Here is a 15,264-nt window from a genome sequence, read left to right on the forward strand (position 1 = left end):
TGCAAGACCGCCGGAAAGACCTCCGGGCGGGTGGTGCCATTCCCACCCGCCCGGAGGCGCTTTTCGGAGTAGATAATCCGATCAGTTGCCCATCTGCTTCAGGATGGGCAGGTCGAACTTGTCGACCAGCCACTTGTCGCCGACCTTCTTCAGACCGGCCACCACCACGAGTTCCACCTTGCTCGGCGGCTTGTTCGCGGCGGCGATATTCACATTGGTGGTGGTCTGACCGATCACCACCAGCACATTCGCGTTCTCGGTATCGCCGGACTGGAAGCCGCACTGCATGTCGTAGGTGGACGAGGTGGCCTTGGCGTCGATCACGACACCCTTGAGGTCCTGGCCGAGCTTGGCGAACTGATCCTTCCAGTCGCCGGTCGAGGCGGCATCCACCTTCTTCAAGTACTCGTCGATGGTCTGCGGATCGTAGGTGGAGATCAGCTTGCCGTAATCGCACGCGGCCGCGGTGGCGGCCTCGTGCGCGTCCAACTCGTCGCCGCGGTTGCCGGCCTGCCGGTAGAACACCACGACGGCGGTGACCGCCGCGACGAGCAGCACACCGGCGACGAACGCCGCGATGATCGGGACCAGTGCGCGGGAACCCTTGCCACCACTCGGGGCGACCGGTTGCCCGGCACCCTTGTCCGCAGCCGGCTTCGGCGGCGCGGCGGCTACCGCATCGCCCGACTTCCCGATCTCGACCGTCTTGTCCTCGGCGGACGCGTCGACCTTGGCATCGGCTTCCTCAGCATCCGAGTTCTGCTTCTCGGCGCCGACATCATCTGTGGACATCGATACAATCCTGCACTTTCCCGGCGCACCCGAGCGCACCGATATGGTCTTGTCGGTCCGCATCGGACGAACCGTTCGCACCCCGGGGGCGAGTATCGCTGTGGCTGGTCACCGCAGCGGCGGCGGGGTCAATTCATTCGGATCCACGCCCGGCGGCATCTGCGCGCCATTGTCCGGCACATTCGGTCGCGGTGCATTGGCCGAACCACGAATCTGCAGTCCGGGCGGCGGATTCTCGCAGTAGTTCCACTTGGGCAGCGAACCGTCCTGGATGACCTCATTGCGGATCGGCGTGTGCTTGTACTGGCAGATCGGCCGAACCCAGACGTCGACTACCGTGTGGAACTCATTGTCGTGCGCGGGCACACCCGCGGCGGACAACCCGAGGTTCAGCGCCGGGAACAGCGCCTGCAGCGCCGGGATCCGCAGCTGCGCGGCCTTGGTCACCGCCGCGAAGTTGGCCGCCAGACTGGTGATCGGATCGGACGTCTTGTCCAGTACCGCACCGAGGCTGGTCAGCTGTCCCGGCGCCTTCTCCAGGATCGCCTGCAATTCGGCATTGGCATTGTTGAACTGATCGAACAGCTGACCCGAATTGCGGGTCAGCGTCCCCAGATCAGGCTGCGCATTCGAGGTGGTGTTCGCGATGGTGCGCAGGTTGGTGATCAGATTCTGGGTCTGCGGGAGCAGATTATCGAGGCCGGCCATGGCCAGACTGACGCCGTTGACCATGCCGCGCAACTGATCCGGGCCACCGCTGAGCGCGGTGTCCAGGTTTGCCAGGATGACACTGAACTTATCCGGATCGACCTGGGCGATCAGCGCGCTGGAGTTGTCGAGCACCGACCAGACCGGGGTGGGGGTCTTGATCTTCTCCGCATCGAACTGGATGACCGAACCGTCCTTCAGGAACGGTGCCTGCTCGGTATTCGGCCGGAAGTCGATGTACTGCTCACCGGCACCGGAGAGCGCACCCACTGAAATCTTGGTGTCGACCGGAATCTTGAATTTCGAGTCGATATCGGCCTTCGCGGCGATGGACTGTCCGCGGTCGATCAATTCGATCGAGGTCACCTTGCCGACGCGGAAGCCGCGCAGCGTCACATCGTTACCGGGCTGCAGTCCGCCGGAGCGGTCCAGATGCACGGTGACGGCGTAGGTCGATTTCAGCGGGTTCACCCGCATGACGCTCACCAGCAGATAGGTGGCGCCCAGGATGAACACCAACACCAGGCCGATAGTGGACAGCAGCAGCTTGCGCTGCAGCAGCTTGCCGAGCCAGCTCATGCCCGCACCTCGCCGGCGCTCGGTTCCGGCATGCGCTGCGCGTGCTCGCACATGATTCGCTCGCTTCGCTCACTCATCGGTGTCCCCCTTGCAGTCGTCCCTGAATTGCCTGCAAGACGGTGATCAGGCTGCCCGCGAAGTCCGCGAGATCGCGACCATCGAAGAACTTGCCCTGCCCCGGATCCGACAACAAGCTGAAGTTGTGGATATTGGTCAGCGTGGCGTAGACCGCGAGGCTGTTGCCGCGGAACGACGCGTCGATCGGAGCGCGCATATCGTGCAGCGCGTCCAGCGCGGGACCGAAGGTCTGCTCGGTCTGCGACAGCGCGTCCATCAACTTCTTCACATTGTCGAGTAGATCGCCCAGCTGATCGCTCGAGGTGGTCGAGTAGTCGCCGAGCGCGGCGCTGGTCACCGAAATCTTCTGCAGCAGATCGCCGATCGCCCGGTTGTTCTCGGCGACTGCGCCGATCATCTGCGGCAGCGTATCGGCCACCTGGCCCAATTCCGAATGCCGTCCCTCGATGGTGGTGGCCAGCGAACCGAACTCGGCGAGCACACTGTCCACCCGAGCGCTGTTGGCGTTCAAACTGCCGACCACACCGGTCATTTCGGTGATCAGATGGGCCATCTGATCACCGCGACCGCCGACGATCGAGTCCATTTCCGAGGTCAGCTTGGTCAATGCGGCGACACCGCCGCCGTTGAACAACATGGAGACCGAGATCAACAGCTCCTCGACGGTGGCACCCGCCGAGGTCTTGTCCAGACCCATCGTGTCGCCATCGTGTAGTACCGGCGAACCCGGATCCGCCTTGGCCTTGGCGACCGCGACGAACACATCGCCGAGTGGGGTGGCCTGGCGCAGTTCCGCCGTACTGCCGACCGGAAGTTCGATGTCCTTGCTGATCTCCAGATCGACAATGGCCTCGAAGTTCTTGGTCTGGATATTGGAGACCACACCGACATCGGAGCCACCGATCTTCACCTTCGCCTGATCGGGAAGATTCAGCGCATTCTCGAATTTCGCGTGCACGGTATAGGTTTCACCGGCCAAGCCCGGTTTGGGCAGCGGCAGCTTCTCCACCGTGAAACCACAGCCGGAGGTGATGGCCACCCCGGATGCCGCCGCGAACGCGATCAGCGTGCGGCGGGCCTTCATTGTGAACCGGTCGCTCATTTGGTCATCCCCAGCAGTGCCGCCGTAATACCGAGGTCCGGACCGAGATCCTCGAGCTTGCCGGTGCGGCAGCCATCCGAACGCATCTGAATCCGCTCACAGAACAGGCTCAGCAGTTCACCGTTGAGGAAGGTGGGCAGGTTGCCGTGCAGTCGGACGTAGCCCAACTCCCGGTTCATCGACCGGTCCAGGTTCTGCATGAGCAGCGGCGCGAGGTCGACGACCTCGGTGAGGCCGCGGGCGTTGGCGCGCAACTGATCGGTCACCTTGGTCAGACCCTCGAGCGAACTGCCCAACTGATCCTGGTACTGCACGAAGACCGAACTGGTATTGGCCAGGAAGTCGTTGAGCTGCTGCAGCGTGGCCTGCAGACCGGGGGCCTGATCGCTCAGCAGTCCGGTCATCTGCGTCATCCGATTGCTGAAATCGCGTACGGACTGGTCGTTTTCGGCCAGCATGGTGGTCAGCTCGTTCAACTTGACGATGATGCTGGAGACCGCGTCCTTATTGTCGACGCCGACCTTCAATGCGCTGGAGAGCGCGTTGAGGGTGTCACGCATCTTCTCGCCGTTGCCGTTCAACATCGGATAGAGCACCCGACCCGACAGCGGACCGATGCCCTCGGTACCCGGTTCCGGCTTGAGCGCCGCGGCGAACTGATCGATGGTCTTCAGCATCGTGTCCAGCTCGACCGGTGTCTTGGTCTTCGCCTTCGGCAGATGCGCACCGTCGGACATGGACTCGCCCTGGGTGTAGACCGGGGTGAGTTCGACGTGCCGGTCGGTCACGATGGATGGCGAAACGATCGCGGCCATCGCATCTTTCGGAATCTTGACGTCCTTGTCGATCGTCATATGCACCTCGACCAGGGTGCCCTTGGGAATGATCTTGTCGATCTTGCCGACCTGCAGACCGAGCACCGTGACCGGATTGCCCTCGAAGACGCCCGCGATGTTCTCGAAGTCGGCGGTGATCGTCATGGTGTTGCCGAGTGCGCTGTTCACCGAACTCGGCACCAGCGAGCAGCTGCCGATGGCCAGGGCCGCCGCGCTGACCATCAGTGGTTTGGCGATGCGCCCGATATTCGGGCGCCGCAGGTTGATTCGCATCAGTTTCATCCCTGGCACCCCTCGATCACATGGGCGAAGCACAACCAGTTGTCCGGGAAGACCCACGGCAGGCCGACCTCACCGTAGGGTCCATTGCCGAACGCGTTGTTGAGGGTGCGCACCGACACCGGCATGATCTGCAGCAGCCGGTCGAGGTTGTCCTTGTTCTTCTGCAGGCCTTCGGCCATGGTGTTCAACTGCTCGATGGTCGGGCCGAATTGGTTGTTGTTGGCGGCGCCGATCTGCTGCAGCTGGCGGCTCAGCGTCGACACATTGTCGAGCAGCTGGCGCAGCAGACCCTGACGCTCCATCACCCGGTTGGCGATGGCCTCGCCCTGGGTGATCACCAGCAGCACGCTGTTGCGGTTGTCGCCGAGGATTCGGGTGACCCGGTCGAGATCCTTGAGCAGGCTGTCGACCTCCTGTTTGCGCGAATCCATCACCTTCGCCAGCGCGCCGACGCTGTCGAGCGCCTGCGCCGTCAGCGCGGGCGAATCGCCCAGCTGCTTATTGATCAGATCGAGCGAAGTGGCCAACTGCTTCGTGTCGAGCGCCTCGAACTTCGGGGTGCCGTACTCGACCACATCGGCCAGGTTGTACGGAACCGAGGTGTTGGACAACGGGATTCGGCCGCCCTTCAACCCCGACCCGTCCCCCGGATCGAGGTCGACGTAGCGCGCACCGAGCAGCGTCGCCATCTTGATCGATGCCCTGGCATCCGGTCCGAGCTTCACATCGTCGCTCACGCTGAGGGTGAGCAGGATGTGCCCGTTCTCCAGCTTCGCACCGGCCACATGGCCACTCGGGACACCGGCGATATTGACCTTGTCACCGACCTTGACTCCGGCGGTCTGCGCGAATTCGGCCTTGACCGACTTCTCACCGACGCCGATCAGCTTGTACGCACTGGACCCGATAAGCAGCACGATGATGAGGACACCGCCGATCGCGCCCAGCCAGAAGTAGCGGTTGTTATTGAACCTGTCCTTGATCTTGGTCATCATGGGCGGCACACCGCCGACTGTCCGTTACCACCGATCATTGGGAGCAGGCCGCGGGGGAGCAGGACGCCATAGAGCGAGATATCCAGCTTGCAGATATAAGCGTTGGCATAGGCGCCGTCCTGGGTGAACTTGCCGATATCGGCCAGCACCGCGGGCAGGTCGATCGCGGCCTGGTCCAGCTTGGCGCCGTTGGCGATCAGCAGCGTGAGCGCGGCGCTTGTCGAATCCTGTGCGCTGGCCAGCTTCGGCTGGATCTTGCCCATCATGTCCACCAGCCCGCTGGTCGCATCCGCGATCTGCACGGTGGACGCTTGCAGCGACTGCCCCTGGTCGTACAGGCCGCCGATCAGTGCCCGGGTCTGGGTAACCAGGGTCTCCAATTCATCACCTCGCTTGGCCAACCCGGACATGACGCCGCTGAGGTTGGTGATCACATCGCTGAGAATCGCGTCTCGGCGCTGGAAATCCGTGGCCAGGGTGGCCGCCTGGTTGATGAACGCGCTCAACGAAACACCGTCACCCTGCAATGCCTGGATGAAGGTCTCCGAGAGCCGGTTCACCTGCTCGGGCTGCAACACCTGGAACAGCGGCTGGAATCCGTTGAGCAGTCCGGACACATCGAAGGACGGTTCGGTGCGCTCGAGCGGAATGGTGGCCTTGTTCTTCAACGCCGCGGGGCTCGCCGCCTTGCCCGGGGCCAGCGCGACATAACGCTGGCCGATCAGGTTCTGGTAGCGCACCAGCGCCTTGGTGTCGTCGTACACCGTCTGGTTGCGCTGCACGATGAACGTCACATTGGCGAGGGACTTCTTGGTCTTGGGATCGCGGGTGAGTTCGATCTTTTCGACCTTGCCCACCCGCACGCCCGCCATTCGGACGTCATCGCCCGCGCGCAGACCGAGCACATCACTGAAGGTCGCGGTGTAGGTGTTGGTAGAACCCTCCACGACCCGCGCGAGCGTATTCCATACGACGACGGTGACCAGGATCGAGACGATCGCGAAGAGGCCGAAGCCGATGAGTGGTTTACGAATGCTCATTTAGCGGTACCGCTTTCGCCGACCTGCAGGGTGCCCCCGCGCATTGCCGAACTGAGCAGCAGATATTCGGCCGCCGTCGGCCGACGACCGAGCAGGGCCACGATCGCGGCATCTCCTTCGTACGAAATCGGACCGGCGGTTACGGGCGCACTCGCCGGCTGGACGGGTACGGCCGGAGCCGCGGGCTGGTCGGCGGAGGGCTGCGCATTCGACGCGGGTGGCGCCGGATTCGGGAACAACCCCTCCAGCGGCGTACCCGCGAACGGGCTGCCCGGCTTCGGCTCGGCCGAGGTCGCCGCCAGCGGATCGCCCGGGGAGGTGACACCCGCAATCTCCGGGAAGCCCGCGGGCAGTGGCAATTTCGCCAAACCCTGCGCGGTTTCCAGCGAACGCGGCTTCATCGATTCCGGCAGATAGCCGGGATCGGAGACCGCCGGTGCGGTGGCACAGCTCGGTCCGGGCAGATTGCCGTAGCGCGGGCAGTCGGCCTGTTCGTAAGGCCGGTACGGGGTGAGCGTGACACCCGCGTTCCAGACCATCTGCCGCTGCGGACCCCAGTGGAAGGTCTGACCGAGCTTGCGCAGTGAGCTGTTCAGCGAGGCAATGGTGTCCGGGATCGAATTCGCATCCGCGGCGAGCGCGCCGAACATATCGCTGGTACCGGCGGTCACCTGCTTGCCGACATCGCCGTTGCGGGCGAACAGCGAGTTGACCGAATCCACCGTGCCCGCGGTACCGCTGATCAGGGCGACCAGCGCCGTCCGGTGATCGGCGATGGTCTGCGCGGTCTTCACCGAACTGCCGAGCACATCGAGCAATTCGGGTGCGGACTCATTGAGCGCATGCGCCGAGGCCGAGAAATCGTCCAGCAGCACACCGAGATTCGGGATGGACTCGTCCACCGAGGTGAGCCACTTGTCCAACCGCTCGATGGTGGATCCCGGCATCCGGCCGCTGCCGTCCAGCGCCTGGGACAGTGTGCCGAGCACCCGGCCGAACTGCACCGGGTCGAGCTTGGTGAGAACGGTGCGGACCTTGGTGAGGGTGTCCTGCAGCGCGATGGTGCCCTGGCTCTGATCCTCTTCGATGACCGAACCCTCGTGCAGGTACTTGTCCGCGGGTCCATTGAAGACCAATTCCACCGAGGTGACGGCGAACAGGTTGCTCGGCACCACTCGGGCGGTCACGTTCGACGGGATATCGCCGGCGAACTCCGGTTTCAGGTCGATCTGCACCTTCTGCCGCTCACCTTTGGCGACGACGTCGACATCCTTGACCGCGCCGACGAGCACGCCACGGAACTTCACGTCGGCCTCGCTGGGCAGCCCGTCACCGGTGTTGGTCACATCGGCGACCACATGCACCTTGGGCACGAAATAGCCTCGGTATCTTGCCATCAGAAAGCCGAGGATCAGCGCGAAGACGACGAGTCCGCATACGCCGGCGACCAACAGTTGTCGCATGGTGGGGCCACGCCCACTGGGATCGATGATCATCTCGTCCTACCCCGAGATCCGGATGCCGGGATTGACGCCCCAGATTGCCAATGTCATGAACAGGTCCGCGAAAACCACGATGATGATGCACATCTTGATGGCCCGACCGGCCGCGACACCCACACCCTCTGGACCGCCCGAGGCGAAAAAGCCGTAGTAGCACTGGATGAACGTGGTGATCGCGACGAACACCATCGCCTTGAGTAGCGAGTAGAGCACGTCTCCTGGTATCAGGAACTGATAGAAGTAGTGCGCGTAGGTACCGCTGGAGGTGTTGCCGATCAGCTGCACAGTGAGCGAGCACGAAATGTAGGCCATGGCCAGGCCGAGGCAATAGAGCGGAACGATGGCGATCATCGCCGCGAACATCCTGGTGCTCACCAGATACGGCAGCGGCCGGATCGCGATCGACTCGAGTGCGTCGATCTCCTCGGAGATACGCATCGCGCCGAGTTGCGCGGTGAATCGACAGCCGGCCTGGGCGGCGAAGGCGAGTGCCGCGAGCAGCGGCCCCAACTCCCTGGTGGTCGCGAACGCCGAGATGGCGCCGGTGATCGGGCTCAGGCCGAGCAGATTCAGTGAGGTATAGCCCTGGATGCCGACCGTCATCCCGCCGAACGCGCTGAGGATGAGGATGACGCCGATGGTGCCGCCACCGACGACCAGGCTGCCGTTGCCCCAGGTGACATCCGAAAGCAGCCGCCAGACTTCCTTCGGATAGTGCCGCAACGCCAACGGGATCGAGCCCACCGACCGCAGAAAGAAGAACACCTGGTGCCCCAGACGCGCGACCATATCCACCGGGATCTGCGCGGACTTCTTTATTTGCCGAAGTGGCCGCAGCAGCGGCGGTATATAGGTTGTTGACACCGGCTCAGACCACCTGTGGGGGGAGGAGAACGTTGTAGATCTGGGTGATGATCAAGTTCACGCCGAACAACATGATGGCGGAACTGACCACCGCGGAGTTCACCGAGTTGGCGACGCCGCCCGGACCGCCTCGGGTATTGAGCCCGGTATCACAGGCGATGATCGCCGCGAGCAACCCGAAGATCAACGATTTCACCAGTGCGACAAGCAGATCGATGGTGACGGCGAACGAGGAGAAGGTGCCGATATAGGAACCCGGGGTGCCGTTCTGCGCGAAAATATTGAAAATGTAGCCAGTCAAAAATCCGACGAATACGACGAAGCCACAGAGCAATACGCTGACCAGCATGGCCGCACCGAGCCGGGGCGCGACCAGCCGACGCAGCGGATCCACGCCCATCACCCGCATCGCATCGATCTCTTCGCGGATGGTGCGCGAACCGAGATCGGCGGTGATCGCCGAACCGACCGCGCCCGCGATCATCAGCGAGGTGACCAGCGGCGCACCCTGCTGAATAATGCCCAGACCGTTCGCCGCGCCGATGAACGAGGTCGCACCCACCTGGCCGGCGACCGCGCCGACCTGGATGGAAACGATCACGCCGATCGGGATGGCGACCAGCAGCGTCGGTGCCGCGGCGACACTGGACATGAACGCACACTGGCGGATGAACTCACGATAGGGAAAGCGGCGTCGGAATATCGCGATGAACAACTCGGCGACCGCCGCGAACCCCATCGTGATCTGTCTACCGAAGGTCTCCAAGGAGCGCTTCGGATGGTCTTCCCAGTAGGCCTTCGTCCAATCGGCCGCATCACTCATCCGTGATTGCGCTGGTGGACTCTTGGTCGACTGCACTGGCTAACCCCTCTCGACGCCGGTAACCAAACCCCGACGACTTGTTTGCTTGACGCACCTTACTACGGAGTAGTGCAGAACACACCATCACCGTGTGATTGCAGTCATATATAGGAGTCCCTGTTGGGAAAACGCTATGAGCAGTGGCCCGACGCTTGGGATTGGTCCCAAAGTTAACGGAGATACTTCTAGAACAGGTTACAGTTCCACCTGTCGCGATCAGCCCCGCGTATGGCCAGTTCTACTATTTGCGCGGATAATATTCATGCAAAATCTTCGCGCGATTCGAATGGCTTCTGCGACACCGATCAACATACAACTGAAACGCAATCGGGCGCATTGCGACGATTACAGTAATAGAGCTTCGCTATCGCGAGAAAATGAGACGCTGCACTCTAAATGTCGAAAAATATGTGTTCTCCGCCGACGCCTTCGACACCGCAGACCAACCGTTTCGAGCGACCCGCAAGCGATCGCTACGGATACAGGACGCGCCCGGAGCCGAATACTGACACGATGGGTGCGACAGATTGATATCGTGCGGACTTCCGACGTCTGGAGGGACATGTTCAGCAAACTCGCCAAGGTGGCCAACGCCGCCTTCGCCGTAGCCCTTGGTGCGGCACTGGTCGCGACGGGGGCCGGGACCGCGGACGCCGCGCCGGGGCCACCCGTCATCGGCGGTGGGTCGGGAATCATTATCGATAATCAGTTCGAATGCACTGTTACCACCGTCGGTTACGACGGCGCGGGCCGGTTGGTCGGCCTGACCGCGGGCCACTGCGGCGACCCGGGCGCTCAGGTATACGCCGAACTCGACCGCGGCGCAGGCGTGGTCGGCCGGTTCGTCTACTCCAACCACGATCTCGACTACGCCATCATCCAGTTCGATCCGAGCAAGATCATCCCGGTCAACCGGATCGGCAATGTCACCATCACCGGGATCGGCGGCCCGGCCCAGTTCCCGATGATCGTCTGCAAGGAAGGCCGCACCACCGGTAACACCTGCGGCCTCGCCTACGGCGATGTCTTCGGCACCAATATGGAAACCTGGGCGCAGATGTGTGTGGTCGAGGGCGATTCCGGGGCACCGGTCGTCGTCGGCAACACGCTGGTCGGGATGGTGAACGCCTATCTCGCCATCGCCTGCTTCGGACCCGAGGTCGGCACCAATATGAGCTCGATCATGGGCGATATCAATGCCCGTGGCGACGTCGGGGCGGGCTTCAACCCGATCTAGCCGGGCTCGAGCCGAATACCGAATGAGCGGGTCGAATGACCCGCTCATTCTGTTTTGTGGAGCGGGGCCAGCGCCGGGCCCGCCACCGCGCACTGCGGCATGCAGTCGACGTTGTCCAGCGTCGCCGCGCGTCGCGGTGCGCGCAGTAGTACCGCCGCGATAAGTGCACCGGCCACCAGCAGGCCGACACAGATCCACATCGCGACGCCGAAGCCGCGGTCGAATTCGACGGGGTCACTCAGCGACCCGGAGATTCCGGCAAGGCCGGGCAACGCCGCGACAGCCAGCAACTGAGCGGTACGGGCGACGGCATTGTTCACCCCGGAGGCGATACCCGCCTCACTGGCGGGCACCGCGCCCAGTACCGCGCCGGTGAGCGGGGCGACCAATACCGAAAGACCGAGACCGAAGACCAGCACGCCAGGCAGTACATCTGTCAGATAGGTGGTGTCGGGTCCGATGCGCAGCAGCAACACCAGGCCGAGCGCGGCGAGCAACGGGCCGAGCGTCATCGGAATGCGCGCACCGTGCACCTGCGCCCACCGGCCCGCGGGCGCGGAAAGCACCAGCATGATCAATGTGACCGGCACGGTGGCCACCCCCGACATCAACGGGGTGTACTTCGCCACCAGTTGCAGCTGCATCACCAGAAGGAAAAAGACACCGCCGAGCGCGGCGTAGACCGCGAGTGTGACCAGATTCGCGGCGGTGAAGACCCGGCCGCCGGAAGCAACGGGCCCGGAGGAGCCGGCCTGCGTAACCACGGAGCGCCCCGCGCCCGGCGAAAACGTGCCAGCGAACAGCGACGGCGGCACCAGCGGATGATCGCTGCGCATTTCGATCACCACGAAGACCGTGAGCAGCAGCAGACCGACGACCACCAGCAGCGGCATCGCATCGATCAGACCGAAGGTCAGCGCGCCGAGCGCCGACGCGACCACAATCGCACCGGGAATATCCAGTCGCGCCGAGGCATTCGGGTCGTGGCTCTCCGGCACATGTCGCAGCGTGACGAGTACGACGACCACCGCGAGCGGCACATTGATGAAGAAGATGGACTGCCAGCCCGCCAACTCGATCAGCCAGCCGCCGAGGAATGGACCGAGTGCGCCCGCGACACCGCCGAAACCGGACCACAGGCCGATCGCCGCGCCCTGATCGCGTTGGTCGATGGATGAGGAGATCAGGGCCAGACTGCCGGGAGTGAGCATCGCGCCCGCCACACCCTGCAGGATCCGGGCGAGGACGAGCATCTCGATATTCACCGCGGCGCCGCAGAGTACCGAGGCCAGCGCGAAACCGATGACACCCCAGACGAACACCTTGCGACGGCCGAGATGATCGCCGAGCGAGCCGCCGAGCAGGATGAACGAGGCCAGGGTCAGGGTATAGCCGTTGAGCGTCCATTGCAGGCCCGCGACATCGGTGTCGAGGGATTCGCCGATGCGCGGCAGCGCGATATTGACGACGGTGGCATCCAGTGAGGCCACCGACGAACCGAGGATAGTGGCCAGCAGGATCCAGCGGCCGGTGGCCGAACCCAGCCGGGGTAACTCAGAACTCACCGACCCAACGTAGCCGCCAGGGCGGGGATTTTCGTGGCGGTCAGAGATTCTGGACGCAGACCACGAAGTGCCGCGTCGGGTATTCGAAGCCGCTGCTGCTGCCGCAGACGCTCGCATCGTCGGCACCCTGCTGGATATTGGTCACCTTCACGCCCTGGCTGACGCGTTCGGTGCAATCGATGCGCTTGGGATCCTCGCCGCCGATATCCATACAGCCACCGACGACCCAATCGATATCCAGGCAGATCGCGCCCTGCTGCGTGCCGTTGAGGGTTTCGAAGTAGGCGCTGTCGCGATCGGCGACGCACTGCGAACTGGTCGCCGCCTTGCCGATGACCTTGTAGTTCGAGGCCCGGCTACCGCAGGAGGCCTTGGCGATGGTGGCGTTATCGGTGGTGCCGCCGAGCGTCACACAGTCACCGACACTGGCCTGGAAGTCGGTGCTGCCGCCCTTGGTCGCCGAAGTGGTCGCCGTCGGCTTACCCGAGGTCGGGCGGGCGCTGGTGGTGGGCCTGGCTCCCGAGGTTTTCGGCGTGTTGGTGGACGAGACCGCATCGATGGTCCCGTTACCAATAGCGGGCTGGGCGTTGCCGCTGATCTTATTGCCGCAGCCCGCTAGCGAGAGCGCGGCGACAACGGCGACCGCGGCGATGGCCGCCGTCGCGAGGCGACCCGAGATCGGTTGACGAGACACTTACAGTCCTCCCGGCTGTAACGCTCCGAACTCATACCCCCGCCGGAATCCGAAGTGATCTAGAAATACGTGAAATACCACGCCATGCATACACCACCGGGCGCGGGCGCGTCGAGTCGACAGCACCCCAATCGTGGCAGCACAGTGCCGGCCGAAGTGTTGGTTCGATCATTGCCGCACCGCGGCCCGCCAGCGGAATCGGCTTTCCAGCAACCGATCTGGGTAGGGTGAGGTTTCCAGTGTGAAAGGGGCTCGTCCGTGACGCTGATCAGCGCCATTACCTGCGCTACCGCCGCATTCGGCGCCGCGCTGATCCTGCCCGCGGTGGCCTCGGCAACCGGTGTGCACTGCGCCTCCGAAGGCGGGACGGATGTCACCGTGATCGACGGAAGCACCGCGTGCCGGGCCGCGGCCGAAGCCTACGGACGGGCATGGGCGGCCGGATACGACGGCGTCGGCTACGCCCATGCGGGCGTCGGTGCCGCCGCACTCGGTATCGGTGCGGCGGGCGGGGTCGGCGCCAGCGACGGGGTCGGCGGAATTCCGATCGCGCTCGGCTACGGGGCCGATGCCATCGCGCTGACCTCGATCACCGCTGCGGCAACGGATTCCGAGACCGACCAACCGAACCCGCCGATCCCGCTGTTCGCGGTATCGATCGCCCTGGACGGCTCACGGGCACAGGTCGCGACCGCCGACAGCGCGGTGGTTTGCCTGGGCACGGCGGCCTTCGCGTGGAATTCGGCAACCGGTGCGACCTGTCTGACCACGCCCTTCGGTCGCTGGCAATCGACACGATCCGAGTTAGGCTGAGAATTCGGCCCCAGCCAGCAGCAGGAGGTGCCCCGTGGTTTCAGCCTTCCCCGCACCGGATCGGTGGCCAGCGGCGCCACGGGAGATGCTCGTCGATCCGAGGTTCGTGCGCCTAGCCGACCATTTCTTCGGCATGTTCGCCCAGCCGACGCGCGGTGGCGGCGCGCTCGCGATCTATCTCGACGGTCGACCCGTCGTCGATATCTGGGCGGGCTGGGCTGCCAAGGATCGGCGCTGGAACGGCGACAATGTGGCACTCACCTTCTCCACCGGCAAGGGCGTCGCCGCGACCGTGGTGCACCGGCTGGCCGAGCGTGGGCTGATCGAGTACGAGGCGCCGGTCGCGACTTACTGGCCGGAATTCGGCGCACATGGCAAGGACGACATAACGGTGCGCGATGTGCTCTCGCACCGCGCCGGCCTGCATCGGGTCCGCGGTCTGGTCCCCGGCCGGGAAGGCATCCTCGACTACTACGCGGTGGTGGCGGCGCTGGCCGAGAGTCCGGCCGATCCGCGGCGCATCCGTACATCCGGCTATCACGCGATCACCTTCGGCTGGCTGGTGGCCGAGATCGTGCAGCGCGTCACCGGTGATCCGTTCATCGATGTGGTGCGACGCGAGATCGCGGAACCAATCGGCTATGACGAATTCTGGTTCCGGGTACCGGAATCCGAGCGCTACCGGATCGCCAAGATCTTTCCGCATCTGAATCCCCCCGGAATCCGTTGGAATACCGCGTCATCGGTGCTGTCCTGGGTGCGCCCGATTCGCGGACTCGCCGAGGCGGGTATGCCGGAGAGTTTCGACGAGCTGGTACGCGATCCGCGCGTGCACGATGCGGTGATGCCCGGCTGGAACGGTGTTTTCTCGGCGCGGGCACTGGCCAGAATGTATGGGGCCCTCGCGAATGCGGGTCGGGTCGAGGCGCTGGATCCCGAACGCGGTGGTCACGGCATCGAGGCTGCGCAGTTCCTGCAACCGGAGACGATCTCGATCATCAATCAGACGCAGCGGGCCGACAGCCGCGACTATGTGCTCGGGCTGCCGCTGAAATTCACTCTCGGCTATCACCGACCGGTGGTGATGTCCAAGCAGCAGCCGCGAAACGCCTTCGGCCACTACGGACTCGGCGGTTCGGGCGCCTATGCCGATCCCGAACTCGGCATGTCGATCGCCTTCGTCACCAACCGACTCGGTAATGCGGTGACCGCGCTCGGGGACGCCAGGCTCGCGCGCTTGGCCGCCCTCGCCAGCAATACGGTGCGCAGGGTCCGTCCGACCGGGTCGGTCGAACCGGGACCACTGTGAGTTCGT

Annotated in this window: 14 protein-coding genes; 3 read left to right on the forward strand and 11 right to left on the reverse strand. The window is 64.0% G+C overall.

Features of this window, described 5'->3' with window-relative positions:
- Nucleotides 1–81: 81 nt before the first annotated feature.
- The 9 genes from AB0J47_RS22495 to AB0J47_RS22535 all read right to left on the reverse strand — a co-directional run bounded on the left by AB0J47_RS22495 (nt 82) and on the right by AB0J47_RS22535 (nt 9,601).
- Entirely contained in the window at nt 82–792 is a 711-nt protein-coding gene (locus AB0J47_RS22495) for a hypothetical protein (RefSeq protein ID WP_364348994.1), read from the reverse strand.
- Between the two features lie 108 nt (nt 793–900).
- Complete coding sequence (locus AB0J47_RS22500) at nt 901–2,079, reverse strand: MlaD family protein (protein WP_364348997.1); 1,179 nt, start codon at nt 2,077–2,079, stop codon at nt 901–903.
- A gap of 73 nt (nt 2,080–2,152) precedes the next feature.
- Nucleotides 2,153–3,259 (reverse strand): MCE family protein, encoded by a 1,107-nt coding sequence (locus AB0J47_RS22505; RefSeq protein WP_364349000.1) that lies wholly within the window; start codon nt 3,257–3,259, stop codon nt 2,153–2,155.
- A complete protein-coding gene (locus AB0J47_RS22510) occupies nt 3,256–4,368 on the reverse strand; it encodes an MlaD family protein (RefSeq protein WP_364349106.1) in 1,113 nt (370 codons plus the stop codon). Before AB0J47_RS22510 ends, AB0J47_RS22505 begins: the two co-directional genes overlap by 4 nt.
- A gap of 5 nt (nt 4,369–4,373) precedes the next feature.
- Complete coding sequence (locus tag AB0J47_RS22515) at nt 4,374–5,369, reverse strand: MlaD family protein (RefSeq protein ID WP_364349109.1); 996 nt, start codon at nt 5,367–5,369, stop codon at nt 4,374–4,376.
- Nucleotides 5,369–6,412, reverse strand: a complete 1,044-nt coding sequence (locus AB0J47_RS22520) for an MCE family protein (protein WP_364349003.1) — start codon at nt 6,410–6,412, stop codon at nt 5,369–5,371. Before AB0J47_RS22520 ends, AB0J47_RS22515 begins: the two co-directional genes overlap by 1 nt.
- Nucleotides 6,409–7,908 carry an MCE family protein gene (locus AB0J47_RS22525; protein WP_364349006.1) on the reverse strand — a complete coding sequence of 500 codons (1,500 nt, stop codon included), beginning with the start codon at nt 7,906–7,908 and terminating at the stop codon, nt 6,409–6,411. The genes AB0J47_RS22520 and AB0J47_RS22525 overlap by 4 nt, the downstream gene beginning before the upstream one ends.
- Nucleotides 7,909–7,914: 6 nt before the next feature.
- Nucleotides 7,915–8,778: an ABC transporter permease gene (locus AB0J47_RS22530; RefSeq protein ID WP_364349009.1), complete on the reverse strand. Its 864-nt coding sequence runs from the start codon at nt 8,776–8,778 to the stop codon at nt 7,915–7,917.
- A gap of 4 nt (nt 8,779–8,782) precedes the next feature.
- On the reverse strand, nt 8,783–9,601 hold the full coding sequence (locus AB0J47_RS22535) for an ABC transporter permease (protein WP_364349013.1): 819 nt from the start codon (nt 9,599–9,601) through the stop codon (nt 8,783–8,785).
- Nucleotides 9,602–10,202: 601 nt separating this feature from the next.
- Here AB0J47_RS22535 and AB0J47_RS22540 point away from each other — a divergent pair.
- Nucleotides 10,203–10,877 (forward strand): S1 family peptidase, encoded by a 675-nt coding sequence (locus AB0J47_RS22540; protein WP_364349016.1) that lies wholly within the window; start codon nt 10,203–10,205, stop codon nt 10,875–10,877.
- Between the two features lie 44 nt (nt 10,878–10,921).
- Here AB0J47_RS22540 and AB0J47_RS22545 read toward each other — a convergent pair whose 3' ends face one another.
- Nucleotides 10,922–12,442, reverse strand: a complete 1,521-nt coding sequence (locus tag AB0J47_RS22545) for an MFS transporter (protein WP_364349019.1) — start codon at nt 12,440–12,442, stop codon at nt 10,922–10,924.
- A gap of 40 nt (nt 12,443–12,482) precedes the next feature.
- The gene (locus tag AB0J47_RS22550; RefSeq protein ID WP_364349022.1) at nt 12,483–13,136 is read right to left on the reverse strand and encodes a hypothetical protein; all 654 of its coding nucleotides are present in this window, start codon (nt 13,134–13,136) and stop codon (nt 12,483–12,485) included.
- A gap of 258 nt (nt 13,137–13,394) precedes the next feature.
- Between AB0J47_RS22550 and AB0J47_RS22555 the strand changes: the two genes are divergently transcribed.
- Both AB0J47_RS22555 and AB0J47_RS22560 read left to right on the forward strand, forming a co-directional pair.
- Nucleotides 13,395–13,949: a DUF6764 family protein gene (locus AB0J47_RS22555; protein ID WP_364349025.1), complete on the forward strand. Its 555-nt coding sequence runs from the start codon at nt 13,395–13,397 to the stop codon at nt 13,947–13,949.
- 85 nt (nt 13,950–14,034) lie between these two features.
- Nucleotides 14,035–15,258 carry a serine hydrolase domain-containing protein gene (locus tag AB0J47_RS22560; protein WP_364349112.1) on the forward strand — a complete coding sequence of 408 codons (1,224 nt, stop codon included), beginning with the start codon at nt 14,035–14,037 and terminating at the stop codon, nt 15,256–15,258.
- Nucleotides 15,259–15,264: the final 6 nt, after the last annotated feature.

This window comes from Nocardia sp. NPDC049737 (assembly GCF_040674755.1).
Classification (GTDB): domain Bacteria; phylum Actinomycetota; class Actinomycetes; order Mycobacteriales; family Mycobacteriaceae; genus Nocardia.

What these genes read in the sequence shown, in the direction of transcription:
- AB0J47_RS22495 (WP_364348994.1), bottom strand. Translation starts at nt 792, where the DNA reads ATGTCCACAGATGATGTCGGCGCCGAGAAGCAGAACTCGGATGCTGAG.
- AB0J47_RS22500 (WP_364348997.1), bottom strand. Translation starts at nt 2,079, where the DNA reads ATGAGCTGGCTCGGCAAGCTGCTGCAGCGCAAGCTGCTGCTGTCCACT.
- AB0J47_RS22505 (WP_364349000.1), bottom strand. Translation starts at nt 3,259, where the DNA reads ATGAGCGACCGGTTCACAATGAAGGCCCGCCGCACGCTGATCGCGTTC.
- AB0J47_RS22510 (WP_364349106.1), bottom strand. Translation starts at nt 4,368, where the DNA reads ATGCGAATCAACCTGCGGCGCCCGAATATCGGGCGCATCGCCAAACCA.
- AB0J47_RS22515 (WP_364349109.1), bottom strand. Translation starts at nt 5,369, where the DNA reads ATGACCAAGATCAAGGACAGGTTCAATAACAACCGCTACTTCTGGCTG.
- AB0J47_RS22520 (WP_364349003.1), bottom strand. Translation starts at nt 6,412, where the DNA reads ATGAGCATTCGTAAACCACTCATCGGCTTCGGCCTCTTCGCGATCGTC.
- AB0J47_RS22525 (WP_364349006.1), bottom strand. Translation starts at nt 7,908, where the DNA reads ATGATCATCGATCCCAGTGGGCGTGGCCCCACCATGCGACAACTGTTG.
- AB0J47_RS22535 (WP_364349013.1), bottom strand. Translation starts at nt 9,601, where the DNA reads ATGAGTGATGCGGCCGATTGGACGAAGGCCTACTGGGAAGACCATCCG.
- AB0J47_RS22540 (WP_364349016.1), top strand. Translation starts at nt 10,203, where the DNA reads ATGTTCAGCAAACTCGCCAAGGTGGCCAACGCCGCCTTCGCCGTAGCC.
- AB0J47_RS22560 (WP_364349112.1), top strand. Translation starts at nt 14,035, where the DNA reads ATGCTCGTCGATCCGAGGTTCGTGCGCCTAGCCGACCATTTCTTCGGC.